Raw genomic sequence first — 25,531 nt, forward strand, 5'->3', positions numbered from 1 at the left:
CGACCCCTTACAGCTTCATCAGGCTGGCGTCGTCGACCGAGGCCGAGTGGCGGGTACGGAACAGCGACACGATGATCGCGAGGCCCACCACGACCTCCGCGGCGGCGACGACCATCGTGAAGAAGGCGATGATCTGGCCGTCGAGGTTGCCGTGCATCCGGGAGAAGACGACGAACGCGAGGTTGCAGGCGTTCAGCATCAGCTCGATGCACATGAAGACCACGATCGCGTTGCGGCGGATCAGTACGCCGGTCGCGCCGATCGTGAACAGCAGCGCGGCGAGATAGAGGTAGTTGACCGGATTCACTTGGACGCCTCCTCGGACCGCTTGAACGTCGCCGGTTCGATCGCCCTGCGCTCCAGGCGCTCCTCCGCGCGCTGCTCCAGCGCGCGCAGGTCGTTGAGCGCCTCGGCGGACACGTCACGGATCTGACCGCGTTCCCGCAGCGTCTTGTTGACGGTCAGTTCGGACGGGGTGCCGTCGGGGAGCAGTCCCGCGATGTCCACGGCGTTGTGCCGGGCGTAGACACCGGGAGCAGGCAGCGGCGGGACGTGCTTGCCTTCCCTCACGCGCTGTTCGGACAGCTCGCGCTGGGTCTTGGCGCGCTCGGTGCGCTCGCGGTGGGTGAGCACCATGGCGCCGACGGCGGCCGTGATGAGCAGGGCGCCGGTGATTTCGAAGGCGAAGACGTACTTGGTGAAGATGAGGGAGGCGAGGCCCTCCACATTGCCGTTGGCGTTCGCCTGGCCCGTGCCGTCGAACTCCTTCAGGGCGGCGTTCCCGATGCCGGCGAACAGCAGGACGGCGAAGCCGATCCCGCACAGAAGGGCCAGCCAGCGCTGGCCCTTGATGGTCTCCTTCAGCGAGTCCGCGGCCGTGACGCCGACGAGCATCACCACGAAGAGGAACAACATCATGATCGCGCCGGTGTAGACGACGATCTGCACGATTCCCAGGAAGTAGGCGCCGTTGGCGAGATAGAACACCGCCAGGACGATCATGGTTCCGGCCAGGCACAGCGCGCTGTGCACGGCCTTCTTCATGAGGACGGTGCCCAGGGCGCCGAGCACCGCGACCGTGCCGAGGACCCAGAACTGGAAGGCCTCACCGGTGGAGGTGGTGTAGGCGGCGAGCTGTGCGGTCATCGGCCGATCACCTTCTTCGAGGCCGGCTCGTCCTCACCGGGGGTGGACGCGGCCTCCTGCGGGACCTCCCCCTTGGAGAGGGCGACCTGGCGGACCGTGCCGGGCGCGGCCTGCGTCACCAGGCCTCGGTAGTAGTCCTCCTCGGTCGTCCCGGGGAAGATCGCGTGGGGCGTGTCGACCATGCCCTCTTCGAGGCCGGCGAGCAGTTGCTCCTTGGTGTAGATGAGGTTGGCGCGGCTGGAGTCGGCCAGCTCGAACTCGTTGGTCATCGTCAGCGCGCGCGTGGGGCACGCCTCGATGCACAGGCCGCACAGGATGCAGCGGGCGTAGTTGATCTGGTAGACGCGGCCGTAGCGCTCGCCCGGCGAGTAGCGCTCCTCGTCGGTGTTGTCGGCGCCCTCCACATAGATGGCGTCGGCGGGGCAGGCCCAGGCACACAGCTCGCAGCCGACGCACTTCTCCAGGCCGTCCGGATGGCGGTTGAGCTGGTGCCGTCCGTGGAACCGCGGGGCCGTGGTCTTCTTCTGCTCCGGGTACTGCTCGGTGAGCCGCTTCTTGAACATGGCCTTGAAGGTCACGCCGAAGCCGGCCACGGGGTTCTGGAAACCGGGCTTGGTCTCCTTGGGCTCCTCAGCCATCGGACGCCTCCTTTCCATCCGAAGATCCGTCACTGACAGTGTCCGGTCCGCCACTGACAATCAGCTCCCGCTCGTGGCGAGGACGCCGCCTCGGCACCGGCGGCAGCTCCTGTCCGGGCAGCGGCGGTACGGGGAATCCGCCCGCCATCGGGTCGAATCCGGGCTGCTCGGCGGCGGGCTGCCCGGCCGCCTTCGCCTTCTCCCGGAACATGTCGACGAGGTAGGAGATCACCACCAGGGCGAGGACCGCTCCGCCGACGGGCAGGGCGATGCTCGGGAAGTCGTAGTGCTCGTTGCGCAGGGCCCGTACGGTCGCCACGAGCATCAGCCAGGTCACGGAGACCGGGATGAGGACCTTCCAGCCGAGCTTCATCAGCTGGTCGTAGCGCACCCGCGGGAGCGTGCCGCGCAGCCAGATGAAGAAGAACAGCAGCAGCTGGACCTTGATGACGAACCAGAGCAGCGGCCACCAGCCGTGGTTGGCGCCCGTCCAGAAGGAGCTGATCGGCCAGGGGGCCCGCCAGCCGCCGAGGAACAGGGTGGTGGAGACGGCGGAGACCGTCACCATGTTCACGTACTCGGCGAGCATGAACATCGCGAACTTGATCGACGAGTACTCGGTGTTGAAGCCGCCGACCAGGTCGCCCTCGGACTCCGGCATGTCGAAGGGGGCGCGGTTGGTCTCGCCGACCATCGTGACGATGTAGAGGATGAAGGAGACGGGCAGCAGCAGGATGTACCAGCGGTCGTGCTGCTGCTCGACGATCGTCGACGTCGACATCGACCCCGAGTAGAGGAACACCGAGGCGAAGGCGGCACCCATGGCGATCTCGTAGGAGATCATCTGCGCGCAGGAGCGCAGGCCGCCGAGGAGCGGATAGGTGGATCCGGAACTCCAACCCGCCAGCACGATGCCGTAGATGCCGACCGAGGCGACCGCGAGGATGTAGAGCATCGCGATGGGCAGGTCGGTCAGCTGCATCGTGGTGCGCGTACCGAAGATCGAGATCTCGTTGTCGGCCGGGCCGAAGGGGATCACCGCGATCGCCATGAAGGCCGGGATGGCCGCGACGATCGGCGCCAGGACGTAGACCACCTTGTCGGCGCGCTTGACGATGACGTCTTCCTTGAGCATCAGCTTCACGCCGTCGGCGAGCGACTGGAGCATGCCCCAGGGGCCGTGGCGGTTGGGGCCGATGCGCAGCTGCATCCAGGCGACGACCTTGCGCTCCCAGACGATGGAGAACAGCACGGTCACCATCAGGAAGGCGAAGCAGAAGACGGCCTTGACGACGACCAGCCACCAGGGGTCGCGGCCGAACATCGAGAGGTCTTCAGCGGCGAGGTACGGGCTCATGCCTCCACCTCCTTGGGGGCCTCTTCGGCGGGTGCCGCCGGGCCGATGCGGACGAGGGAGCCGGGCAGTGCCCCGGTGTCGGAGGCGACGCCGGCGCCGGCGGAGTTCAGCGGAAGCCAGACCACCCGGTCGGGCATCCCGGTGATCTGGAGCGGGAATGCGGTGGTTCCGGCGGGGCCCGTGACGGCGAGGAGGTCGCCGTCCTTGACGCCGGCCTCGGCGGCCGTCGCCGCCGACACGCGCGCGCGTGCGGCGTGCCGGGTGCCGGCGAGGGCCTCGTCGCCCTCCTGGAGGACGCCCTGGTCGAGCAGCAGCCGGTGCCCGGCGAGCACGGCCTCACCGGCCGCCGGACGGGGCAGCACTGCAGCGGACTCCACGGGCTCGGCGGCGCGCGGACCGTCCCAGGAGCCGAGCCGGTCGATCTCCGCGCGCGTGGTGCGCAGGTCCGGCAGGCCCAGGTGGACGTCCATGGCGTCGGCCAGCATCTGCAGCACGCGCGCGTCGGTGGGTGCGAGGCGGCGGGTCATCTGGTCGGGCTTGAGGGCGGCCTCGAAGAAGCGCACCCTGCCTTCCCAGTTCAGGAAGGTGCCCGCCTTCTCGGCGACCGCGGCGACCGGCAGGACGACGTCGGCGCGCTCGGTGACCTCGCTGGGCCGCAGCTCCAGCGACACCAGGAACCCGACGTTGTCGAACGCCTCACGCGCGCGTGCCGGGTCGGGCAGGTCGGCGGCCTCCACACCAGCGACCACCAGTGCCGACAGTTCGCCGCTCGCCGCGGCCTCGACGATCTGGCGGGTGTCGCGGCCGTAGCGCAGCGGGAGTTCGGCCACGCCCCAGACTGCGGCGACCTCCTCACGCGCGCGGGGGTCGGTCGCGGGGCGGCCGCCCGGCAGCAGCGACGGCAGCGCGCCGACCTCGACGGCGCCGCGCTCGCCGGCCCGGCGCGGGATCCACACCAGCTGGGCGCCGGTCGCGGTCGCGGCGCGCACCGCGGCGGTGAGCCCGCCTGCGACCGAGGCGAGCCGCTCACCCACGACGATCACCGCGCCCTCGGCGCGCAGCGCCTCGGCGGCGCGGGTCCCGGGCTCCTCCAGGCCGACGCCGCTCGCGAGGGCGTCCAGCCACTCGGTCTCGGTGCCGGGAGCGGCCGGCAGCAGGGTGCCGCCCGCCTTCTGAAGGCCCCGGGTCGCGTGCGTGGCCACCGCGAACACCTTCTGCTGGCGTTTGCGCCAGGCCTTGCGCAGCCGCAGGAAGACGCCGGGTGCCTCCTCCTCCGACTCGAAGCCGACGAGCAGGACGGCGGGCGCCTTCTCCAGCGAGGTGTACGTGACGCCCGTACCGTCCAGGTCGCGGCCGTGGCCCGCCACCCGAGAGGCCAGGAAGTCGGCCTCCTCGCCGCTGTGCACACGCGCGCGGAAGTCGATGTCGTTGGTGTCGAGGGCCACCCGCGCGAACTTGCTGTACGCGTAGGCGTCCTCGACGGTCAGCCGGCCGCCGATGAGGACACCGGCCCGGGAGCGGGCGGCGGTCAGGCCCTGCGCGGCCGCCTCCAGCGCCTCCGGCCACGAGGCGGGCCGCAGGACACCGTCGGCGTCCCGGACCAGCGGGGTGTCGAGGCGGTCCTTCAGCTGCGCGTACCGGAACGCGAAGCGTCCCTTGTCGCAGATCCACTCCTCGTTGACCTCGGGGTCGTTGGCGGCGAGCCGCCGCATGACCTTGCCGCGCCGGTGGTCGGTGCGCGTGGCGCAGCCCCCGGAGCAGTGCTCGCACACCGACGGCGAGGAGATCAGGTCGAACGGGCGGGAGCGGAAACGATAGGCCGCCGAGGTGAGCGCCCCGACCGGGCAGATCTGGATGGTGTTGCCGGAGAAGTACGACTCGAACGGGTCGCCCTCGCCGGTGCCCACCTGCTGCAGCGCTCCGCGCTCCACCAGCTCGATCATCGGGTCGCCGGCAACCTGGTTGGAGAAGCGGGTGCAGCGGGCGCACAACACGCACCGCTCGCGGTCGAGCAGCACCTGCGTGGAGATCGGCACGGGCTTCTCGTAGGTGCGCTTCTTGCCGTCGAAGCGGGACTCGGCCTTGCCGTGCGACATGGCCTGGTTCTGCAGCGGGCACTCGCCGCCCTTGTCGCAGACCGGGCAGTCCAGCGGGTGGTTGATGAGCAGCAGCTCCATCACACCCTTCTGGGCCTTCTCGGCGACCGGCGAGGTCAGGTGCGTCTTCACCACCATGCCGTCGGTGCAGGTGATGGTGCAGGACGCCATCGGCTTGCGCTGGCCCTCGACCTCGACGATGCACTGCCGGCAGGCGCCCACCGGGTCCAGGAGGGGGTGGTCGCAGAACCGCGGGATCTCGATGCCGAGCTGCTCGGCGGCACGGATGACCAGGGTGCCCTTGGGCACGCTGATCTCCACGCCGTCGATCGTCAGCGTGACGAGGTCTTCCGGCGGGACCGCCGCCTCTCCCCCTCCGGTGGGGGCGCTCGTGGTCACGGTCATGCGTTCACCTCCGGGCGGTCCGCCCAGGCCGTCGACTTGGCCGGGTCGAAGGGACAGCCCCGGCCCGTGATGTGCTGCTCGTACTCCTCGCGGAAGTACTTCAGCGAGGAGAAGATCGGGGAGGCCGCGCCGTCGCCGAGGGCGCAGAAGGACTTGCCGTTGATGTTGTCGGCGATGTCCGCGAGCTTGTCGAGGTCGGACATGGTGCCCTTGCCGGCCTCGATGTCCCGCAGCAACTGCACCAGCCAGTACGTCCCCTCGCGGCAGGGCGTGCACTTGCCGCAGGACTCGTGGGCGTAGAACTCGGTCCAGCGGGTCACCGCCCGTACCACGCAGGTCGTCTCGTCGAAGCACTGCAGGGCCTTGGTGCCGAGCATGGAGCCGGCGGCGCCCACCCCTTCGTAGTCGAGGGGGACGTCGAGGTGCTCGTCGGTGAACATCGGCGTGGAAGAACCGCCCGGTGTCCAGAACTTCAGCCGGTGGCCGGGGCGCATCCCGCCGCTCATGTCGAGCAGCTGGCGGAGCGTGATGCCGAGCGGGGCCTCGTACTGGCCGGGGCTCGCGACGTGGCCGCTGAGCGAGTAGAGCGTGAAGCCGGGTGACTTCTCGCTGCCCATCGACCTGAACCATTCCTTGCCGTTTTTCAGGATGGCGGGAACTGATGCGATCGACTCGACGTTGTTCACAACAGTCGGACAGGCGTAGAGGCCTTCCACCGCAGGGAAGGGGGGACGCAGCCGCGGTTGACCACGGCGGCCTTCGAGCGAGTCGAGCAGCGCGGTCTCCTCACCGCAGATGTAGGCGCCGGCGCCCGCGTGCACGGTGAGTTGGAGGTCGAGTCCGCTGCCGAGGATGTTCTCGCCGAGGTAGCCCGCCGCGTAGGCCTCGCGCACGGCCTCGTGCAACCGCCGCAGAACGGGGACGACTTCACCACGCAGATAGATGAAGGCATGCGACGACCTGATGGCATAGCACGCGATCACAATGCCCTCGATGAGGCTGTGCGGGTTCGCGAAGAGGAGCGGGATGTCCTTGCAGGTCCCGGGCTCCGATTCGTCGGCGTTGACAACTAGATAGTGCGGTTTTCCATCACCCTGCGGAATGAACTGCCACTTCATTCCGGTCGGGAATCCCGCGCCGCCGCGCCCGCGCAGTCCGGACTCCTTGACGTACGCGATCAGGTCGTCCGGTGACATGGCGAGCGCCTTGCGCAGCCCCTCGTACCCTTCGTGCCTCCGGTAGACGTCCAGGCTCCAGGACCGGTCCTCGTCCCAGAAGGCCGACAGCACGGGTGCGAGCAGCTTCTCGGGGCTCGAGTCCTTGAGTTCGGCTGCCACGGTCATCACTCCCCCTCCTCTGCGGTAGGCCCTGCGGGGTGAGCCGGGTCGGTGGCCGATGTGTCCTGCGGCGCGTCGTGGGAGCTGAGGTGCTCGGCCGGCGACGGCTCGTGCACCCTGTCCTGCGGTTCCTCATGCGGACCTCCGCGCGGATGGACCACGCGCGCGGGTGCAGCCTCTCCCCTTGCCAGGCGAAGGCCCACCAGCGACGCGGGTCCCGCACTGCCGCCCTCCTCGACGGCCCCGGGCCGCTCGTCGGGGAAGCCGGCCAGGATCCGCGCGGTCTCCTTGAAGGTGCACAGCCGCGCCCCGCGCGTGGGCTGGACGGGCCGTCCCGCGCGCAGGTCGTCGACCAGCTGCTTGGCGCTGCCGGGCGTCTGGTTGTCGAAGAACTCCCAGTTGACCATCACGACCGGCGCGTAGTCGCAGGCCGCGTTGCACTCGATGTGCTCCAGGGTGACCTTGCCGTCGTCGGTGGTCTCGCCGTTGCCGACGCCCAGGTGCTCCTGGAGGGTTTCGAAGATCGCGTCTCCGCCCATCACCGCGCACAGCGTGTTGGTGCACACGCCCACCTGGTAGTCACCGGACGGCTTGCGTCGGTACATGGTGTAGAAGGTGGCGACCGCGGTCACCTCGGCCGTGGTCAGGCCGAGCATGTCCGCGCAGAACCGCATCCCGGTGCGCGTGACGTGGCCCTCCTCCGACTGCACGAGGTGGAGCAGCGGCAGCAGGGCGGACCGGGAGTCCGGGTAGCGCGCGATCACCTCGCGCGCGTCCGCCTCCAGCCGGGCCTGGACGTCGTCCGGGTAGGCGGGCGCGGGCAGCTCGGGCATGCCCAGGCTGACGCCCCGCTCGGAAGAAGAGGTGGTCACCGGTCGACGCCTCCCATCACGGGGTCGATGGACGCGACGGCGACGATCACGTCGGCGACCTGGCCGCCCTCGCACATCGCCGCCATGGCCTGCAGGTTGGTGAAGGACGGGTCGCGGAAGTGGACCCGGTAGGGGCGGGTGCCGCCGTCGGAGACGGCGTGCACGCCGAGCTCGCCCTTGGGCGACTCGACGGCCGCGTACGCCTGTCCCGGCGGGACGCGGAAGCCCTCGGTCACCAGCTTGAAGTGGTGGATCAGGGCCTCCATGGAGGTGCCCATGATCTTCTTGATGTGGTCGAGGGAGTTGCCGAGCCCGTCCGGTCCCAGGGCGAGCTGGGCGGGCCAGGCGATCTTCTTGTCGGCGACCATGACCGGTCCGGGCTGGAGCCGGTCCAGGCACTGCTCGATGATCCCGAGCGACTGGCGCATCTCCTCCAGCCGGATCAGGAAGCGGCCGTAGGCGTCGCAGGTGTCGGCGGTCGGGACGTCGAAGTCGTACGTCTCGTAGTCGCAGTACGGCTGTGTCTTGCGCAGGTCGTGCGGCAGGCCGGTGGCCCGCAGGATCGGGCCGGTCGCGCCGAGCGCCATGCAGCCGGCCAGGTCGAGGTAGCCGATGTCCTGCATGCGGGCCTTGAAGATGGGGTTCCCGGTGGCGAGCTTGTCGTACTCCGGGAGGTTCTTCTTCATCTTCTTCACGAACTCGCGGATCTGGTCCACCGCGCCCGGCGGCAGGTCCTGGGCGAGTCCGCCGGGCCGGATGTACGCGTGGTTCATCCGCAGGCCCGTGACCAGCTCGTAGATGTCGAGAATCATTTCACGATCACGGAATCCGTAGATCATGATCGTGGTGGCGCCGAGCTCCATGCCGCCGGTGGCGATGCACACCAGGTGGGAGGAGAGCCGGTTCAGCTCCATCAGGAGCACCCGGATGATCTTGGCGCGCTCGGTGATCTGGTCCTCGATGCCGAGGAGCTTCTCGACGGCGAGGCAGTAGGCGGTCTCGTTGAAGAAGGACGTCAGGTAGTCCATGCGCGTGACGAAGGTGGTGCCCTGCGTCCACGTGCGGAACTCGAGGTTCTTCTCGATGCCGGTGTGCAGATAGCCGATGCCGCAGCGGGCCTCGGTGACCGTCTCGCCCTCGATCTCCAGGATCAGGCGGAGCACCCCGTGGGTGGAGGGGTGCTGCGGACCCATGTTGACAACGATGCGCTCGTCGTCGGCGCGGGCCGCGGACTGGACGACCTCGTCCCAGTCGCCACCGGTGACCGTGTAGACGGTGCCCTCGGTGGTCTCGCGTGCCGAGGCGGCCGACGCGGCGGATGCTGACTGCGTGCTCACGAGTACGACCTCCGCTGGTCCGGAGCCGGGATCTGGGCGCCCTTGTACTCGACGGGGATGCCGCCGAGGGGGTAGTCCTTGCGCTGCGGGTGGCCCTGCCAGTCGTCCGGCATCATGATCCGCGTCAGCGCCGGATGGCCGTCGAAGACGATCCCGAAGAAGTCGTAGGTCTCGCGCTCGTGCCAGTCGTTGGTCGGATACACGGAGACCAGGGACGGGATGTGCGGGTCGCCGTCGGGTGCGCTGACCTCGAGGCGGATCAGCCGGTTGTGGGTGATCGAGCGCAGGTGGTAGACGGCGTGCAGCTCGCGGCCCTTGTCGTGCGGGTAGTGCACTCCGCTCACGCCGGTGCAGAGCTCGAAGCGCAGGGCCGGGTCGTCGCGCAGGATGCGGGCGACGCGGAGCAGGTGCTCGCGTTCGATGTGGAAGGTGATCTCGCCGCGGTCGACGACCGTCTTCTCGATGGCGTTCTCGGGGAGGAGCCCCTGCTCGTCGAGGGCGCCCTCCAGCTCGTCGGCGACCTCGTCGAACCAGCCGCCGTAGGGGCGGGTCGCCGGTCCCGGGAGTCGGACCGAGCGGACCAGGCCGCCGTAGCCGGAGGTGTCGCCGCCGTTGTTGGCGCCGAACATGCCGCGCTGGACGCGGATCTCCTCGCCGCCCTGGCCGCGCCGGCCGGGGAGGTTGGAGGCGGAGAGGTCCTTCTCGGGGTTCACCCCGTTCGCGGACCCGTTCGCGCCGTGGGTGCCGTTCGCGTCGCTCACCGCAGCAGCCCCTTCATCTCGATGGTGGGCAGGGCCTTGAGCGCCGCCTCCTCCGCCTCGCGGGCCGCTTCCTCGGCGTTCACGCCGAGCTTGGAGGACTGGATCTTCTGGTGGAGCTTGAGGATCGCGTCCATCAGCATCTCGGGGCGGGGCGGGCAGCCGGGGAGGTAGATGTCGACCGGGACGATGTGGTCGACGCCCTGGACGATCGCGTAGTTGTTGAACATGCCGCCCGAGGAGGCGCAGACGCCCATGGAGATCACCCACTTGGGGTTGGGCATCTGGTCGTAGACCTGCCTCAGGACCGGCGCCATCTTCTGGCTGACCCGGCCCGCGACGATCATCAGGTCGGCCTGGCGCGGCGAGCCGCGGAAGACCTCCATGCCGAAGCGGGCCAGGTCGTAACGGCCGGCGCCGGTGGTCATCATCTCGATGGCGCAGCAGGCGAGGCCGAAGGTGGCCGGGAAGACGGACGCCTTGCGCACCCAGCCCGCGGCCTGTTCGACGGTGGTCAGCAGGAAGCCGCTCGGCAGCTTTTCTTCGAGTCCCATGTCTAAAGGCCCCTCAGTCCCATTCCAGGCCGCCGCGCCGCCATACGTACGCGTACGCGACGAAGACGGTGAGCACGAAGAGCAGCATCTCCACGAGCCCGAAAATCCCCAGGGCGTCGAAGGTGACGGCCCAGGGGTAGAGGAAGACGATCTCGATGTCGAAGACGATGAAGAGCATCGCCGTCAGGTAGTACTTGATGGGGAAGCGCCCGCCGCCGGCCGGCGTGGGGGTCGGCTCGATACCGCACTCGTAGGCCTCGAGCTTGGCGCGGTTGTACCGCTTGGGACCGATCAGTGTGGCCATGACCACGGAGAAGATCGCAAAGCCTGCCCCGAGGGCTCCCAGTACGAGGATGGGCGCATACGCGTTCACCGCTCCTCGCTCCTCTCAGTCGGCACTGACTGCTGGCGGTTGCACTGGGCTCACATCCGCCTCGCCTGTCCCACGGACCCCGCCGGTCCCGGCGAAGATCGAGAACATGTGAAGCAGGTCACAAGCCCAACTGCCTCGCATCTTATGCCTGCCGCTCTGTGATCTGCGACACGGGGTATTCCACAAGCTTTGTGATCTCCACCACCTGACGAAGGATCATGAAGTCGGATGATGGGTGATCTTCACACGCGAAGCGTTCAGTTGATCACCAGAAGTGACATTCTCGCGCGTCGTCGCAGGCCGGAGGGGGCGTCTCCATATCAAGAGGCTTCCGATGCATGCAAATTGGCGCCGGACACACGGAGCTGCTAGAGGGTCGCGTTCACACATCAGAGGGAGGGCCGGGGCGCGATGTGGACGAGAGAACGCGCGTGCACGCGTTCACGAGCTCGGCACGCGCAGGGACGCCGCCCTTCCGGTAACCGTTCCGTGACCTCCGCCACATTCATGAGAGGTCCCTGAGAACCGGGCTTGGCCAACGAACCCAACCGATGGTAGGCGGGGGGCAATTCGGACGTAATGATCAAAGACCGTGATCAAGGGCTTGATCACGGGCGTCCGCTATGTCCGTTACGGCGTCAATAAGGACCGACACGCCCGGGACTTGGGACCGCGATTGAGCAATTGTGGCGCAGCACACGTTTCTTGAAGATATGAAGGAGCCCCTGGTACCGGTTATTCCCATGTCCCACACCGCTCACATACGCAGCCACCGGAAACCCCGCCGCAGCGCGTCGACCCTCGCGATGCGGGCCGGAGTTGCCGGTGGCGTCCTCAGCACCCTGGCAGTCGCCGGGGCTGCCGGATCGGCGAACGCTGCCGAGCCGGTCACCCAGACCCTCGAACTGCCCACCCTGACGGCCGACCTGGCCGCTCAGGCGGCCCAGTCCGCGGACGCCACCCAGCAGGCCGCGGCGAACTACCAGCTGCAGGCCGAGCGTGACGCGGCCGCCGCAAATGCCGCGAAGCAGGCCAAGGCGGACCTCGCCAAGGCCAAGCAGAAGGCAGAGGCCAAGAAGAAGGCCGCGGAGGCCGCCCGCAAGGAGGCCGCAGCGCGCGCCTCCCGCAGCGCGGAGCGCACGACGCTCTCCGCCACGACGAGCACCACCTCCACGAGCACGTCCACGGCCACCGGTTCCGCCGCGGCCGTCGTCGCCTTCGTCAAGGCGCAGATCGGCAAGGCGTACGTCTCCGGTGCCACCGGCCCGTCCGCCTACGACTGCTCCGGCCTCGTGCAGACGGCCTTCAAGCAGGTCGGGATCAGCCTGCCGCGCGTCTCCCAGGACCAGTCGACCGCCGGCACCCAGGTCTCCCTGAGCAACCTGCAGCCGGGCGACATCCTGTACTGGGGCAGCGCCGGCAGCGCGTACCACGTGGCGGTGTACGTGGGCGACGGCATGTTCGTCGGTGCGCAGAACCCGTCCAGCGGCGTCGGCGAGCACCCGCTGTCGTACGACCCGCCCACCGGGGCCGTGCGGGTGCTCTGAGCGCACCCCGCACCTCTCACGCGCATGGGGCCGCAGCCGCTCGGGGGCAGCGGCCCCTGTGGCGTCCCCTGCGGCCCCTTGCGGACCCCTTGCGCCCTTGCGGGCCTCTGCGCCCCTTGCGGCCCTCTGCGCCCCGTGGGGCCCTCTGCGCCCCGTGAGGCCCTCTGCGCCCCGCGGGGGCTCGTGCGGCCCCGTGCAGCCCCCTACGCCCCGTGCGGCCCCCGTGCGGCCCCCGTGCGGCCCCCGTGCAGGGAACGCCGTCTCCCGCCCGCGGGCGCGGCTTCCCGGCCAGGAGGCGCGACTTCCCCACGGGCTCCCCGCCGCTCCTGACATGCTCGGTGCGGGCCGCCGCCCGGCGGTCCGGACGCGAGCGAAGGAGACAGCGCGATGCCACGCGTGTTCGTGCAGGGAAGCCCCGTCGACCGATTCCCCCGGTACGCCCCCCAGGCCGGGCGTGGAGCGGTGCGCCGGATCACCGAGGTCGGCGAGGAGGTGCTGCACAAGCCCTGCCGGGACGTCACCGAGTTCGGACCCGACCTCGCCGCCCTCGTCGACGACATGTTCCGCACCATGTACGTCGCCGAGGGAGCGGGACTGGCGGCGAATCAGGTCGGGGTCGATCTGCGGCTTTTCGTGTACGACTGCCCCGATGACGATGGAAACCGACATGTCGGACACATCGTCAACCCCGTGCTGGAGACACCACTGAACGGCAGGCGACTGCTGGACGAGGGCGAGGGGTGCCTGTCGGTGCCGGGCGCCGTCATGGCCGTACCGCGGCCGGACCGGGCCGTCGTGCGCGGACGGGACAAGGACGGCAACGCCCTTGCCGTCGAGGGCACGGGCTACTTCGCGCGCTGCCTCGCCCACGAGACCGACCACACCAACGGCTACGTCTACCTGGACCGGCTCACCAAGCGACAGAAAAGGGACGCACTGGGGCAGATGGCGGACCGGCGGGACGAAGTGTATGCCCGCCGGGCCGCCCGGGCCGAGGAGCTGAGCCGGCCCTGAGAGGGGCTCACGCCTTTGGGGCCACCTTGCTGAGGCCGTTGATGATGCGGTCCATCGCGTCGCCGCCCGTGGGGTCGGTGAGGTTCGCCAGCAGCTTCAGGGTGAACTTCATCAGCAGCGGGTGAGTGAGGCCGCGCTGGGCGGCGATCTGCATGACCTTCGGGTTGCCGATGAGCTTCACGAAGGCGCGGCCGAGGGTGTAGTAGCCGCCGTAGGTGTCCTTGAGGACACGCGGGTAGCGCTGCAGGGCGATCTCCCGCTGGGCGGGCGTGGCCCTCGCGTGGGCCTGCACGATGACGTCGGCGGCGATCTGGCCGGACTCCATGGCGTAGGCGATGCCCTCGCCGTTGAAGGGGTTCACCAGGCCGCCGGCGTCGCCGACGAGCAGCAGCCCGCGCGTGTAGTGCGGCTGGCGGTTGAAGGCCATGGGCAGGGCGGCGCCGCGGATCGGGCCGGTCATGTTCTCGGGGGTGTAGCCCCAGTCCTCGGGCATGGAGGCGCACCAGGCCTTGAGGATCTCGCGCCAGTCCAGCTCCTTGAAGGCGGCGGAGGTGTTGAGCACGCCGAGGCCCACGTTCGAGGTGCCGTCGCCCATGCCGAAGATCCAGCCGTAGCCGGGCAGCAGGCGGTCCTGGGGGCCGCGCCGGTCCCACAGCTCCAGCCAGGACTCCAGGTAGTCGTCGTCGTGGCGCGGCGAGGTGAAGTAGGTGCGCACGGCGACGCCCATCGGGCGGTCCTCGCGGCGGTGCAGGCCCATCGCGAGGGACAGGCGGGTGGAGTTGCCGTCGGCGGCGACCACGAGCGGCGCGTGGAAGGTGACCTCGCGCTTCTCCTCGCCGAGCTTGGCGGTGACGCCGGTGATGCGGCCGGTGCGGTCGTCGACGATCGGGCCGGAGACGTTGCAGCGCTCGAAGAGGCGGGCGCCGGCCTTCTGCGCGTTGCGGGCGAGCTGCTCGTCGAAGTCGTCGCGCTTGCGGACGAGTCCGTAGTTCGGGTAGGAGGCCAGTTCCGGCCAGTCCAGCTGGAGGCGGACGCCGCCGCCGATGATGCGCAGGCCCTTGTTGCGCAGCCAGCCGGCCTCCTCGGAGATGTCGATGCCCATGGCCACGAGCTGCTTGACCGCGCGCGGGGTGAGGCCGTCGCCGCACACCTTCTCGCGCGGGAACTCGGTCTTCTCCAGGAGCAGGACGTCGAGACCGGCCTTGGCGAGGTGGTAGGCGGTCGTGGAGCCGGCCGGCCCCGCGCCGACGACGATCACGTCGGCGGTGTTTTCGGAGAGGGGCTCCTTCACGACGGTCACGGCGGGATCTCCCCAAGTTCGAAATCTGCGTGCCGACCGGCACTGGACATGGGCAGTCTATTCAGCAGAATTGATCACCCGGCTGAAGGGCTGCCCCCGTGAACCGACCCCTCCCCGCGGTACGGCTGCGCGTTCCGACCCATGAGGACGCCGTCGCCTGGCACCGGGTCTTCAACGACCCCGAGGTCATGGAGTTCTACGGCGGCCGGCCGGCCGGGCTGTCGGTCTACGAGGAGCTCACCGCGCGCCAGCGGCGGCACGACGCGGAACTCGGCTTCTGCCTGTGGACCCTGCTGGACGAGTCCGGGGAGGTCATCGGATTCACCGGCGCCCAGCCCTGGCGGCCGGACTGGGGTCCCGTCGGTGAGACGGAGATCGGCTGGCGGCTCGGAAGGGCGCACTGGGGCAAGGGGTATGTCACGGCGGCCGCGCGCGAGACCCTGAAGCGGGTGCGGGCGGCGGGCGTGCCGGGCGTGGTGGCGATGGTGCGGCCGGGCAACGAGCGCTCGATCGCGGTGACCCGGCGGCTCGGCATGGAGCCGGCGGAGACCTACCCGCACCCCTCCCTGAACGAGTCGGCGCTCTGCTTCCGGCTCCACCTCGATGACGCACAGTAGTCCTCTGTGACAGACAGGCACCGGCGCCTTCCGGCCGGGGCGCCCGGGAGTTACCCTTCCAGTACCGCTGGGGGTGACATCTGTGCGCATAACACGCAAAACACCCGAAGTGCGCGTACCACGGCTGGTCGGTCTGATGGCCGTGGACGCGCGCGAAACGGCCCGGGCGCGGGGCCTGTTCCTGAACGCGCCGGACCGCCCGGACTTCCACCGCACCCTCGTCGACTACGTCGTGCGCCAGTACCCGCAGCCCGGTGCCGAGGTGCCGCCGGACTCGATGGTGTACGTGTGGTTCGACTTCGGTGAGGGCGAGGGCGGCGGAGGCGTGCGCGAGCCACGCATCCCGCGACCGCCCACGGGTGGGATGCAGCGCGAACTGGGCGAGCCCGGGGACGCCTTCGAGATGATCAACCGGTGAGCCGGAGGCGCCGGCTCAGCCGTCCTTGAAGCCCCGGCTCAGCTGTCCTTGAAGCCCCGGTGCAGTGCGACCACGCCACCGGTGAGGTTGCGCCACGCCACCCGGGACCAGCCCGCTTTCTGCAGCCGTTCGGCGAGGGCGGGCTGGTCGGGCCAGGCGCGGATGGACTCGGCGAGGTAGACGTACGCGTCCGGGCTGGAGGAGACCGCGCGCGCGACCGGCGGCAGCGCCCGCATCAGGTACTCGGTGTAGACGGTCCGGAAAGGCGCCCAGGTCGGGTGCGAGAACTCGCAGATCACCACGCGCCCGCCCGGCCGGGTCACCCGGTACATCTCGCGCAGCGCGGCGTCCGTGTCCTGCACGTTGCGCAGCCCGAAGGAGATGGTCACCGCGTCGAAGGTGTCGTCCTTGAACGGCAGCCTCGTCGCGTCGCCCGCCGTGAACGGCAGCCAGGTGTGCTTCTTCTTGCCCACCTGGAGCATCCCCAGGGAGAAGTCGCAGGGGACGACATACGCGCCGGTCCGCGTGAAGGGCAGCGAGGAGGTGGCCGTGCCGGCGGCGAGGTCGAGGACCTTCTGCGCGGGGCGCGCGTCGACCGCGCTCGCCACCTCCTTGCGCCAGCGCCGGTCCTGTCCCAGGGACAGCACGTCGTTGGTCAGGTCGTACCGTTCCGCCACGTTGTCGAACATCGAGGCGACTTCGTGCGGCTGCTTGTCCAGGGATGCGCGGGTCACCCGCCCATTGTTGCAGCACGCCTTCACGGCAGGAGCCGGGGCTCGTCGCGCACCGCGACGTCCTCCACCCGGCGGCACAGCAGGGCCGTCGATGACGTCTTCACCCGGCGGCGCAGCAGGACCAAGGCCTCGATGACGTCCTCCACCCGGCCGCACGGCACGCCCGAGGCGCCGATGCAGATCCCGAGGCGCCGATGCAGATGCGGCCGACGGCGGGTCAGCGGCGCCGGTAGACCAGCCGGCCCGCCAGCACGGTCGCCACGCAGGTGCCGGCGCCGCGTTCGGCCAGCTCCGCCTCGTCGCGGACGTCGAAGACGGCGAACCGGGCGGCCGAGCCGCGGTCGCGCGGGGGCGCGAACTCGACCGGGACCCCGGCGGCGAACGGGTCGAGGGACGGCACACCGGCCGGGCGCCGGGAACGGCCCGCGAGCACCAGTCCGGTGCGCCGGACGGCGTCTCGCACCGCGCGGTTGGCCAGGGGCTCGCAGGCCGCCGCGACCGTGCCGTGCGCCAGCATCCGCTGCACTCCGCGCCGGGCGCTCGCGCCCCAGCGGGCGTCGTCGAGCGCCAGCGAGGCGAGCGCGTCGCCGGTCAGCGGCTCGGTGCCCAGCTCGTCGGCCTCCCGGGGGTCCGGGTGGTACGCCTCCTCCAGCAGCTCCGTGCCGTGGAGGTTGACCAGGCCGGGCGTGAGGATGCCGGGCCAGGTGCGCACGCGCGCGTGGGGGTACGCGCCCGCCAGCTCCTCCAGGGGCCCGGCGGCGGCGATCCGCTCGCCCTCGACGGCGAGGGCGAGGCCCCGGGAGTCGGCGTGGATCGTCAGCAACGCGCGCTCAGTTGGACGCCAGCAGCTTCAGCTCGGGGTGGGCCGTGCCGCCCTCGATCGCGGTGGACGAGATGTGGGAGACCACGCGGTCGTCGACGGGGTCGTTCGCCGGGTCGTCGTGGACGACGAGGTGCTCGTACGTCGTGGCGCGCTGGGCCGGGACACGGCCCGCCTTGCGGATGAGGTCGATGATCTCGAGCCGGTTGGAGCGGTGCTTGGCGCCGGCCGAGGAGACCACGTTCTCCTCCAGCATGATCGAGCCGAGGTCGTCCGCGCCGTAGTGCAGCGACAGCTGGCCGACCTCCTTGCCCGTGGTGAGCCAGGAGCCCTGGATGTGCTGGACGTTGTCGAGGAAGATCCGGGCGATCGCGATCATCCGCAGGTACTCGAAGAGGGTCGCCTGGGTGCGGCCCTTCAGGTGGTTGTTCTCGGGCTGGTAGGTGTACGGGATGAACGCGCGGAAGCCGCCCGTGCGGTCCTGCACGTCCCGGATCATCCGCAGGTGCTCGATCCGCTCGGCGTTCGTCTCGCCCGTGCCCATCAGCATGGTGGAGGTGGACTCCACGCCCAGCCGGTGCGCCGTCTCCATGATCTCCAGCCAGCGCTCGCCGCTCTCCTTCAGCGGGGCGATGGCCTTCCGGGGCCGCTCGGGCAGGAGTTCCGCACCGGCGCCCGCGAAGGAGTCCAGGCCGGCCTCGTGGATGCGGGTGATGGCCTCTTCCACCGTGACACCGCTGATCCGGGCCATGTGCTCGACCTCGGAGGCGCCCAGCGAGTGGATCACCAGCTGCGGGAAGGCCTCCTTGATGGCGCGGAAGTGCTTCTCGTAGTACTCGACGCCGTAGTCCGGGTGGTGCCCGCCCTGGAACATGATCTGGGTGCCGCCCAGCTCGACGGTCTCCGCGCAGCGGCGCAGGATGTCGTCGAGGTCGCGGGTCCAGCCCTTCTCCGTGTCCTTGGGAGCCGCGTAGAAGGCGCAGAACTTGCACGCCGTGACGCACACGTTCGTGTAGTTGATGTTGCGCTCGATGATGTACGTCGCGATGTGCTCGATGCCCGCGTACTTGCGGCGTCGTACGGCGTCGGCGGCGGCGCCCAGCGCGTGCAGCGGCGCGTCGCGGTAGAGGTCGAGCGCCTCCTCGGGCGTGATGCGTCCGCCCGCTGCGGCTCGGTCGAGCACGGACTGGAGGTCGGCCTTCTCGGTCACCGGGCGTCCCTTTCGTCAAGGGTTCGAATCATGGACAGTGCGCGAAGCGCTCGGACAAAGGTGGTGGTGGCAGGCGGGCGGGCGGACCGAACCAGCCTACGCCAGCGCCTTCACGGCACCGACCTCAGGCCGCGTATGCGCCGATCAGCAGCCCGGCGAGGGCGCCGGCCATGAGGAACGGCCCGAAGGGGATCGCGGTGGTGCGCCCCGCGCGCCGTACGAGGACGAGCAGGCCGCCGTAGAGCGCACCGGACAGGAACCCCGCGAAGGTGCCGAGGAGGACCGTCGGCCAGCCGTACCAGCCGAGTACGGCGCCCATGCCCACGGCCAGTTTGACGTCGCCGAAGCCCATGCCGGCCGGGTTGACGAGATACAGCACGAAGTAGCCGGCGCCCAGGGCGAGGGCGCCGTAGAGCGCGGTGAGCCAGTGACCGGTGTGCTCGGGCACCAGGGCGGTGAGGCCCAGCAGGGCGAGGGCGGCGGCCGCGAGGGGCAGGGTCAGCGGGTCGGGCAGGCGCTGCACCCTCAGGTCCACGGCGGCCAGCAGCACACCGGCGGGCGCGAGCAGCAGCCAGACCCCGAGCTCCGGGCGAGTCCCGGTGGCGGCGGCCAGCGCGGCGCAGACGAGCGCCGTCGCCGCGGAGAGCAGGGGGAGGGAGGGGGTGTAGGGCAACTCGGCCGCGCCGGAGGGCTCCACCGCACCGAGCGGCTCCGCGGAAGCCGTGCCGTCCCGCGCGCACCGACCGCAGCGCGCCGGCCCGAGCCAGCCCCGCAGCGCGTGTCCCCGGGGGCACCGCTCGCGCCAGCCCTCCCCCGTCGGTACGGCGAAGCGGTAGGCGGCCCTGGGAAGCAGTGCTCCCGCCGCCGCGCCCCACAGCGCGGCGGCGCCCCACAGCAGTACGGCGCTCATACGGCCGTGTCGCCCTGCGACAGCGGGCGGCCGGATTCGACGGCGAGTACGGCGGGCAGGCCGGCGATCAGCAGGAGCAGGGCGGCGAACGCGAGGAGCGGCTTTGCCGCGTCCTCGGCCGTGCGCCACACGGGCACCGGCCGCGGTGTCCGGTACGGCGGGGCCGGCGGGCTTCCCGTCGAGCCTGATGTGCTGCGTCGCGCCATGGCGGGTGTCCTGGGTCGTGTGGGCGGGAGGAGTGGAGCCGGTGGGCCCGGAGGGACGGAGGTGCTGTGGACCGGGACTGACAGTGTCGCAGGACATGCGGTGCGTCAGGGGGTCCTGGTCCGGCGGCGGCCACAGCCGCCCGCGTCCCGTCGTCACCCCGTTCGGATTCGGGTTCGGGTTCGGATTCGGGTTCGGGTTCGGGTTCGGGTTCGGGCCGACGGTCCGGGCGGGTTTTCGTCGCGGCAAGGGGGTCGGCAGTGAAGACCCAAGCGCGGCCACGGCTCTCGGTCGCCCGCTGGGGGCGCACCCGTATCGTTACGGCGCATGTGGCCAGGAGAGCATGCGCCGGGGGGCGGCCAGAATCGGCAGCAGCCCCCGGCCGGACACCAGCCGAACCCGTACCAGCAGCCCGGCCAGGGCCAGCCGAGTCCATACCAACAACCCGGTACCGGCGGGCCGAACCCCTACCAACAGCCCGGTACCGGCGGGCCGAACCCCTACCAACAGGGGCAACCGCAACAGGCTCAGCCCTGGCAGCTCCCCACCCAGCCGGCCGCCGGCGCGCCCGTGCCCGCGCCGACGGGCGTCCGCCGGAACCGGACCGGCATCATCGCCGTCGTCGCGGCGGCGGCCGTCGTGCTTGCCGCAGGCGTCACCGGAGTGCTGGCCCTCGGCGGCCACCGGCAGGACAGGCCCGGCCCGAAGCCCACCAACGCTCCCTCCTCATCGCACAGTTCCACCGATCCCCGGGGAACCGGCACCCTGACCGCCACGATCAAGGGCTGGAAGGTCCTGACGAACCCGACCCAGGGCATCGCGTTCGACGTCCCGCCGCACTGGGAGATCCAGTCCTCCGGCTGGGTCAGCTACGCCTCCAAGGACGGGGACCCGGACGACACTCCCCTCATCGCGATCCGCAATGTCGCGATGCTGCAGAAGAACTGGTGCGCCTCGGACGACAACCGGGACGGCACCGTGGAGAACACACCGCTGGCGCAGGTGGGCACGAGGGGCAACAACGGCTACCGGAGCACCCAGGACATCGCGCACTCCGACCCGGAGACCTGGGTGTTCGGGGGCTACACCCAGCCGGACAGGACAAAGGTGAAGAGCGGCTCCGTCCAGCCCTTCACCACGAACTCCGGTCTCAAGGGCACCCTGGGCACCGCCTGGTCCGTGGGCGTGACGAAGTCGAAGAAGTGCGCGTCGGACGGCAAGGCGTGGACCTTCGGCCTCAAGAACGCCTCGGGGGACCTGGTCTCCTGGTCGTTCTTCGGCGCCAGGAACGTCCGCGGCGAGGTGCCGGACGCGACGATACGAAGGATCCTCGGCACCGTACGCCTCTACGAGGCTCCGCCCGACTCCTGATGCCACGTCCCGTCCGACGGCGCGGCGGGAAGGCCGGTCACTCTGTGACTCCACGGGGCCGGGGCCGGACCACGGGCCACCGCCGCCGGGCGTGCCGGCTCGGGCGGGGCGGCCGTCATGCGGCTACGGGGCCTTCGACAGCCTCGCCTCCGGGTTGCCCTCCGCCGCGCTGTCCGAGGTGTACCGCAGGTCGTCACCGACGGGTGTCAGCGCGATCTGGTGTGGGGCGGGGTCGCAGCCCGCGTGGTTGCCCTTCGCTCCCACCGAGGTCGCGAGGAGCTGGGACTTCGTCACCTTCGTCAGGGTGAGGATGTCGGTGCACACGGCGCCGATCTGGTCGGTCTGCTTCAGCCGCCCCAACTCCTCGCCCTTGCGGGCCTGGTGCACGGTGAGCCGGAAGGTGCCCATGGGCAGGGCGCCGCCGAGTCCGGTGGCCTGGCCCTCCCAGGTGCCGAGGTAGCGGGCCGGGATCGCGCCGGGCCGTGCGCTTTTGTCGGCGGCGCCGCTGCTCGCTGCCGCGCTCGGTCCCGGGGTGTGGGCGGCGCCGCTGCCCGCCCCCGTGTCCCCGCCCCCGGTGTCGAACCACGGGCGCAGCAGGGCGCCTGCTCCGACGGTCACCGCGGCGAGCGCCCCGGCGACCGCCAGCGCCACCGTGCAGCTCACGCGCCGCCCACGGCCGCTCTCCCCCGGCGTCGAACTCGCCGCCACACTCACGGAGACCCGGCCGGGCCGGGCTGCGTCCTGGGGTGCGGGCACGACGGTGGGCGCGCCCGGGGTGAGCCCGGGTGCGCCGGTGGGAGGGGTGGGCAGTCCGGGCGGGGTGACGGGCGGCGGAGTCGGCAGCCCCTGCCCAACGCCAGGCCCGACAACCGGCGGAGTCGGCAGCCCCTTCCCACCGCCGGGCGGGCCGGCCGGCGAAGTCGGCGAACCGTGCGGAGTCGGCCCACCGCGCCCACCCCCGGGCGCATCAGCCGGCCGGGCCGGGAATCCAGGGGCAGTCGCACCCACCGCGCCGCCGGCACCCGCGCTCACCCCCTCCCCGGTACCAGTGGGAGGACCGCCCGGATTCATCACGGGCGCCGGGCCGAACTCCCCGGCAACCGCGTCCCCGTCCCCACCCGCGGCAGAGGCACCCTTCACCGCCCCGCTCGTGCCGCCCACCGAAGGGCTGCTGAACGGCACCGGTCCCGAGCGGACCGCCTCACCCGAGTCCAGGTTGAGGAGGTGGACGGCGCTGCGGCTGACCTGTTCCACCAGCGGGCCCGGCAGCCAGCCGCCGGCGACCAGGCGGGCGGCGCCCTCGGGGGCGAGCCGTCGGCTCACGTCGGCGGGGGCGGGTCTGGACGCCGGGTCCTTGGCCAGGCAGGCCGCCGCGATCTCCCGCACGTCGCCGCTCAGCGAGCCCAGTTCGGGTTCCTCGTGGACGACCTTGTAGAGCAGCGCGGCGGAGGAGTCGCCGGGGAAGGGCTGTTCGCCGGTGGCCGCGTAGGCGAGGACGGCGCCCAGGGAGAAGACGTCGGCGGCGCCCGTGACGCCCTTGCCCAGGATCTGCTCGGGCGACATGTAGCCCGGGGAGCCGATGGACACACCGGTGGAGGTGAGGGACGCCGTGCCGTCCGTGGCACGCGCGATGCCGAAGTCGATCAGCAGCGGGCCGTCGAGGGTCAGCAGCACGTTGGACGGCTTCACGTCCCGGTGGACGAGGCCCAGGTCGTGCACGGCGGCCAGTGCTTCGGCCAGGCCCGCGCCCAGCGCCCGTACGGTGTGCGCGGGCAGCGGGCCGGTGCCGGTGACGGCGGCCGCGAGGGACGGGCCGGCCGCGTAGGCGGTGGCGACCCAGGGCACAGGCGCGTCCGGGTCCGCGTCCAGCACGGGCGCGGTCCAGGCGCCGCCGACCCTGCGGGCGGCCTCGACCTCGCGGCGGAACCGGGCGCGGAACTCCTCGTCGAGCGCGAAGTGCGGGTGCACGATCTTCACGGCGACCGTGCGTCCGCCCGCGCTGCGGCCGAGGTAGACCCGGCCCATCCCGCCGGACCCGAGCCGCCCGAGCAGCCGATAGGGCCCGACGGCGACCGGTTCGTCGGCTGCGAGCGGCTGCATGGCGTCCCTCCTGTCCCCCGTCACGCCTGGCCTCCGTAGGGCCGTACCCCGGCACTGCTCACTGCACGCAGGGTAGTGCCGGGGGGATCGCGAGGGGATGCGGAGGGGATTACGGCTGCAGCAGATCCACCGCGACGTCCGCCGGGAAGCCGGTGGTCGGGCCGACGCGGCGGGCGAACTCGGCCACGGCCGCCAACTGGGGGCTGCCGAAGCTGAAGTCGAGGGTGGTGAAGTACTGCTCCAGGGTCGCCTCGTCGAAGGCCTCCCAGCGGGCCGCCTGCTCGGCGACCTTGCCGACCTCCTCCAGGGAGAGGTTGCGGGAGGCGAGGAATGCCTCGTGCACCTTGCGGGTGATGACGGGCTCGCGCTCCAGGTAGTCCCGGCGGGCCGCCCACACGGCGAAGACGAACGGCAGGCCCGTCCACTCCTTCCAGAGCGAGCCGAGGTCGTGCACGTCGAGGCCGTAGCGCGGGCCGTCGTGGAGGTTGGCGCGCAGGGCGGCGTCGCCGATGAGAACGGCGGCCTCCGCCTCCTGCATCATCACGCTGAGGTCCGGCGGGCAGGTGTAGTAGTCCGGCTGGACGCCGTACCGCTCGGCGAGCAGGAGCTGGGCCAGCCGGACCGAGGTGCGGGAGGTCGAACCGAGGGCGACGCGGGCGCCGTCCAGCCGGTCGAGGGGGACCTGCGAGACGATCACGCAGGACATCACCGGGCCGTCGCAGCCGACGGCGATGTCGGGGAAGGCGACCAGGTCGTCCGCGTTCTTCAGGAACTCGACCAGGCTGATGGGTCCGATGTCGAGGTCGCCCTGCACCAGCTGCTCGTTGAGCTTCTCCGGGGTGTCCTTGGTCAACTCGAAGTCGAGGAGCGTGCCGGTTCTCGCGAGCCCCCAGTAGAGGGGCAGGCAGTTCAGGAACTGGATGTGGCCGACGCGCGGCCGGGTGCGAGAATTGTCCACATCGCGAGACTCTAGACCTGGGCTGGTACGGTGCCGGTACCGGCCCCACCGTCAAACGGGTTACAGGGGTTCAAACATCCGGGTGAAGTGATCTTGCCCTCTATTGCTTTCGGCTGCCTGCGTGCTAGGCTCGCCGCAAGTTGCAGTTTGGTTTCCCTTGCAGTACAGAGCCTGCGGAGCATGTGACCGCGGGCTCTCGTCGTTTTCAGACGTATGCAGTTGTGCAGCACAGTTTCGCACTTGCAGGTTCTGGAGCAGGGCAACCCTTTTGAGCCCAAGGAGGGCTTATGGCTACCGGAACCGTTAAGTGGTTCAACGCCGAAAAGGGCTTTGGCTTCATCGCCCAGGAGGGCGGCGGCCCCGACGTCTTCGTTCACTACTCCGCGATCAACGCCACCGGCTTCCGCTCCCTCGAGGAGAACCAGCAGGTGACCTTCGACGTGACCCAGGGCCCGAAGGGTCCCCAGGCGGAGAACGTCACCCCCGCCTGATCACCGCCTGATCGCAGAACCTGAGTGCAGTACCCAAGGAGCCCCGCGCCGTCCGGCGACGGGGCTCCTGCCCTTTCCGGCCGTTCTCGGGCGGTTCCAGGGGCATGCTCCGGCCGTTCTCCGGACTTTTCCGGCCCGGCCGCCCTTCCCTTTCGGCGCCGATGCCCTCCGCGGTCGCCGGAATGCACGGTTCGGTATCCCGAACGATCCCGGGAAAGACATCACGCGAAGGCCATGGTCGTCGTGATTCCGGCCCTGGACGCGCCGCGGTGGGTCCAGGCCGCCGAGGCGAGGCCTCCGCGGCCGGCGGGCTTGGGTCAGGCGGCCTCGCGCCAGACGGTCAGCTGTCCGTAGAGGAACGCGAGGTCCGGCATCGCGGTCGACTTCGTCTGGATCACGAACACCCCGATGTTCCCCGCGGCGTCCTTGACGCAGATCTCGGTGCCGTTCGCCGCGCCGGCCAGCGGAAGGGTGTGGCTCTTCGCGTGGGCGAGCAGGAGGCGGCACGTGTCGAGGGTGCCGTCGCCGGGCTTGCCGTACACCTGGAGGAACACGGCGGTGTCGCTCGTCAGCTCGCAGCCGACCGTCTTGCAGCCGAAGCGGATGTCCCCCTTGCCGTTCTTCAGTTCGACGTCGGGGTTCCTGAGGTTCACGGAGGTCTTGGCGTCCAGCGAGACCAGGGGGTAGGGAGTGGCGACGGGCTCCCGGGGTGATGCCGAGGCGGAGTGCGAGGCCCCGGACGTGTCGTCACCGGCCCCCCGGTCCGACGAGTCCGTCGAGCCCTTCGAGGTGCCCGGCGCGGACGCCGACGACCGTGCGGCCGGTCCCGTGGCGGACGTCGTGGGGTCCGCCGCGTCCCGGTGACCGGGCCGGCCCTTCGCGTCCATGACCGACCAGGCCAGCGCCGCCACCAGCAGCGCTCCGCCCACCACACCGGCGGCCCTGATCAGCGCGGTCCGCCGCC

The 25,531-nt window shown here is 70.7% G+C and carries 26 protein-coding genes and 1 pseudogene; 6 read left to right on the plus strand and 21 right to left on the minus strand.

All coding sequences use genetic code 11. The features are described 5' to 3' along the window. Positions 1–7: 7 nt before the first annotated feature. Genes nuoK through ACLU3S_RS12150 form a run of 11 tightly spaced genes read right to left on the minus strand, consistent with a single transcriptional unit; the run spans position 8 to position 10,873 of the window. Positions 8–307, minus strand: coding sequence for an NADH-quinone oxidoreductase subunit NuoK (nuoK, locus tag ACLU3S_RS12100; RefSeq protein ID WP_073901863.1), 300 nt, complete (start codon positions 305–307; stop codon positions 8–10). Next, a complete protein-coding gene (locus tag ACLU3S_RS12105) occupies positions 304–1,146 on the minus strand; it encodes an NADH-quinone oxidoreductase subunit J (RefSeq protein ID WP_413951787.1) in 843 nt (280 codons plus the stop codon). Before ACLU3S_RS12105 ends, nuoK begins: the two co-directional genes overlap by 4 nt. After that, positions 1,143–1,784: an NADH-quinone oxidoreductase subunit NuoI gene (gene nuoI / locus ACLU3S_RS12110; RefSeq protein ID WP_413951788.1), complete on the minus strand. Its 642-nt coding sequence runs from the start codon at positions 1,782–1,784 to the stop codon at positions 1,143–1,145. Before nuoI ends, ACLU3S_RS12105 begins: the two co-directional genes overlap by 4 nt. Then, the gene (gene nuoH / locus ACLU3S_RS12115) at positions 1,777–3,141 is read right to left on the minus strand and encodes an NADH-quinone oxidoreductase subunit NuoH (RefSeq protein WP_413951789.1); all 1,365 of its coding nucleotides are present in this window, start codon (positions 3,139–3,141) and stop codon (positions 1,777–1,779) included. Before nuoH ends, nuoI begins: the two co-directional genes overlap by 8 nt. Continuing rightward, positions 3,138–5,642, minus strand: a complete 2,505-nt coding sequence (locus ACLU3S_RS12120; RefSeq protein WP_413951790.1) for an NADH-quinone oxidoreductase subunit G — start codon at positions 5,640–5,642, stop codon at positions 3,138–3,140. Before ACLU3S_RS12120 ends, nuoH begins: the two co-directional genes overlap by 4 nt. Further along, complete coding sequence (gene nuoF, locus ACLU3S_RS12125; RefSeq protein WP_413951791.1) at positions 5,639–6,988, minus strand: NADH-quinone oxidoreductase subunit NuoF; 1,350 nt, start codon at positions 6,986–6,988, stop codon at positions 5,639–5,641. Before nuoF ends, ACLU3S_RS12120 begins: the two co-directional genes overlap by 4 nt. Next, positions 6,985–7,851, minus strand: a complete 867-nt coding sequence (gene nuoE / locus ACLU3S_RS12130) for an NADH-quinone oxidoreductase subunit NuoE (RefSeq protein WP_413951792.1) — start codon at positions 7,849–7,851, stop codon at positions 6,985–6,987. The genes nuoF and nuoE overlap by 4 nt, the downstream gene beginning before the upstream one ends. Continuing rightward, positions 7,848–9,188: an NADH-quinone oxidoreductase subunit D gene (locus ACLU3S_RS12135; protein WP_413951793.1), complete on the minus strand. Its 1,341-nt coding sequence runs from the start codon at positions 9,186–9,188 to the stop codon at positions 7,848–7,850. The genes nuoE and ACLU3S_RS12135 overlap by 4 nt, the downstream gene beginning before the upstream one ends. Then, positions 9,185–9,949, minus strand: coding sequence for an NADH-quinone oxidoreductase subunit C (locus tag ACLU3S_RS12140; protein ID WP_413951794.1), 765 nt, complete (start codon positions 9,947–9,949; stop codon positions 9,185–9,187). Before ACLU3S_RS12140 ends, ACLU3S_RS12135 begins: the two co-directional genes overlap by 4 nt. Beyond that, the gene (locus tag ACLU3S_RS12145) at positions 9,946–10,500 is read right to left on the minus strand and encodes a NuoB/complex I 20 kDa subunit family protein (protein WP_007383964.1); all 555 of its coding nucleotides are present in this window, start codon (positions 10,498–10,500) and stop codon (positions 9,946–9,948) included. The genes ACLU3S_RS12140 and ACLU3S_RS12145 overlap by 4 nt, the downstream gene beginning before the upstream one ends. A gap of 13 nt (positions 10,501–10,513) precedes the next feature. Next, positions 10,514–10,873: an NADH-quinone oxidoreductase subunit A gene (locus tag ACLU3S_RS12150; protein WP_003992243.1), complete on the minus strand. Its 360-nt coding sequence runs from the start codon at positions 10,871–10,873 to the stop codon at positions 10,514–10,516. 743 nt (positions 10,874–11,616) lie between these two features. Between ACLU3S_RS12150 and ACLU3S_RS12155 the strand changes: the two genes are divergently transcribed. Together ACLU3S_RS12155 and def are read left to right on the plus strand one after the other, a co-directional pair. Continuing rightward, on the plus strand, positions 11,617–12,420 hold the full coding sequence (locus ACLU3S_RS12155; protein ID WP_413951795.1) for a C40 family peptidase: 804 nt from the start codon (positions 11,617–11,619) through the stop codon (positions 12,418–12,420). A gap of 387 nt (positions 12,421–12,807) precedes the next feature. Continuing rightward, positions 12,808–13,434 carry a peptide deformylase gene (gene def, locus ACLU3S_RS12160; RefSeq protein WP_413951796.1) on the plus strand — a complete coding sequence of 209 codons (627 nt, stop codon included), beginning with the start codon at positions 12,808–12,810 and terminating at the stop codon, positions 13,432–13,434. Positions 13,435–13,441: 7 nt separating this feature from the next. Here the strand turns inward: def and ACLU3S_RS12165 are convergent, their stop codons facing one another. After that, entirely contained in the window at positions 13,442–14,734 is a 1,293-nt protein-coding gene (locus tag ACLU3S_RS12165) for a geranylgeranyl reductase family protein (RefSeq protein WP_413951797.1), read from the minus strand. A gap of 98 nt (positions 14,735–14,832) precedes the next feature. Between ACLU3S_RS12165 and ACLU3S_RS12170 the strand changes: the two genes are divergently transcribed. Both ACLU3S_RS12170 and ACLU3S_RS12175 read left to right on the plus strand, forming a co-directional pair. Beyond that, positions 14,833–15,351 (plus strand): GNAT family N-acetyltransferase, encoded by a 519-nt coding sequence (locus tag ACLU3S_RS12170; RefSeq protein WP_413951798.1) that lies wholly within the window; start codon positions 14,833–14,835, stop codon positions 15,349–15,351. 109 nt (positions 15,352–15,460) lie between these two features. Next, entirely contained in the window at positions 15,461–15,769 is a 309-nt protein-coding gene (locus tag ACLU3S_RS12175) for a PASTA domain-containing protein (protein WP_413951799.1), read from the plus strand. Positions 15,770–15,807: 38 nt separating this feature from the next. Here ACLU3S_RS12175 and ACLU3S_RS12180 read toward each other — a convergent pair whose 3' ends face one another. From ACLU3S_RS12180 to ACLU3S_RS12205, 6 genes are all read right to left on the minus strand, one after another. Beyond that, entirely contained in the window at positions 15,808–16,503 is a 696-nt protein-coding gene (locus tag ACLU3S_RS12180) for a demethylmenaquinone methyltransferase (RefSeq protein WP_413951800.1), read from the minus strand. 23 nt (positions 16,504–16,526) lie between these two features. Continuing rightward, positions 16,527–16,649 (minus strand): hypothetical protein, encoded by a 123-nt coding sequence (locus tag ACLU3S_RS12185; RefSeq protein ID WP_413951801.1) that lies wholly within the window; start codon positions 16,647–16,649, stop codon positions 16,527–16,529. Positions 16,650–16,720: 71 nt separating this feature from the next. Next, a complete protein-coding gene (locus ACLU3S_RS12190; protein ID WP_413951802.1) occupies positions 16,721–17,326 on the minus strand; it encodes an imidazolonepropionase-like domain-containing protein in 606 nt (201 codons plus the stop codon). Between the two features lie 7 nt (positions 17,327–17,333). Beyond that, positions 17,334–18,533, minus strand: coding sequence for a cyclic dehypoxanthinyl futalosine synthase (gene mqnC / locus ACLU3S_RS12195; protein WP_413951803.1), 1,200 nt, complete (start codon positions 18,531–18,533; stop codon positions 17,334–17,336). Positions 18,534–18,657: 124 nt separating this feature from the next. Further along, complete coding sequence (locus ACLU3S_RS12200; RefSeq protein WP_413951804.1) at positions 18,658–19,443, minus strand: prepilin peptidase; 786 nt, start codon at positions 19,441–19,443, stop codon at positions 18,658–18,660. Further along, positions 19,440–19,580 (minus strand): hypothetical protein, encoded by a 141-nt coding sequence (locus ACLU3S_RS12205; protein WP_413951805.1) that lies wholly within the window; start codon positions 19,578–19,580, stop codon positions 19,440–19,442. Before ACLU3S_RS12205 ends, ACLU3S_RS12200 begins: the two co-directional genes overlap by 4 nt. A gap of 637 nt (positions 19,581–20,217) precedes the next feature. On the opposite strand from ACLU3S_RS12205, the gene ACLU3S_RS12210 reads away from it, so the two are divergent. Then, complete coding sequence (locus ACLU3S_RS12210; protein WP_413951806.1) at positions 20,218–21,018, plus strand: hypothetical protein; 801 nt, start codon at positions 20,218–20,220, stop codon at positions 21,016–21,018. Between the two features lie 123 nt (positions 21,019–21,141). Here ACLU3S_RS12210 and ACLU3S_RS12215 read toward each other — a convergent pair whose 3' ends face one another. Further along, positions 21,142–23,118 carry a serine/threonine-protein kinase gene (locus ACLU3S_RS12215; protein ID WP_413951807.1) on the minus strand — a complete coding sequence of 659 codons (1,977 nt, stop codon included), beginning with the start codon at positions 23,116–23,118 and terminating at the stop codon, positions 21,142–21,144. Positions 23,119–23,227: 109 nt separating this feature from the next. Next, positions 23,228–24,076 carry a menaquinone biosynthetic enzyme MqnA/MqnD family protein gene (locus ACLU3S_RS12220; RefSeq protein WP_413951808.1) on the minus strand — a complete coding sequence of 283 codons (849 nt, stop codon included), beginning with the start codon at positions 24,074–24,076 and terminating at the stop codon, positions 23,228–23,230. A 287-nt stretch (positions 24,077–24,363) separates the two neighbouring features. Here ACLU3S_RS12220 and ACLU3S_RS12225 point away from each other — a divergent pair, with 287 nt between their 5' ends. Further along, positions 24,364–24,567, plus strand: coding sequence for a cold-shock protein (locus ACLU3S_RS12225; protein ID WP_006133199.1), 204 nt, complete (start codon positions 24,364–24,366; stop codon positions 24,565–24,567). A 317-nt stretch (positions 24,568–24,884) separates the two neighbouring features. On the opposite strand, the pseudogene ACLU3S_RS12230 reads toward ACLU3S_RS12225, so the two are convergent. Continuing rightward, positions 24,885–25,531, minus strand: a pseudogene (locus ACLU3S_RS12230) (serine/threonine protein kinase); the annotation flags it as partial.

The organism is Streptomyces sp. AF1A, from assembly GCF_047340315.1.
In the GTDB taxonomy this organism is placed as follows: Bacteria; Actinomycetota; Actinomycetes; order Streptomycetales; family Streptomycetaceae; genus Streptomyces.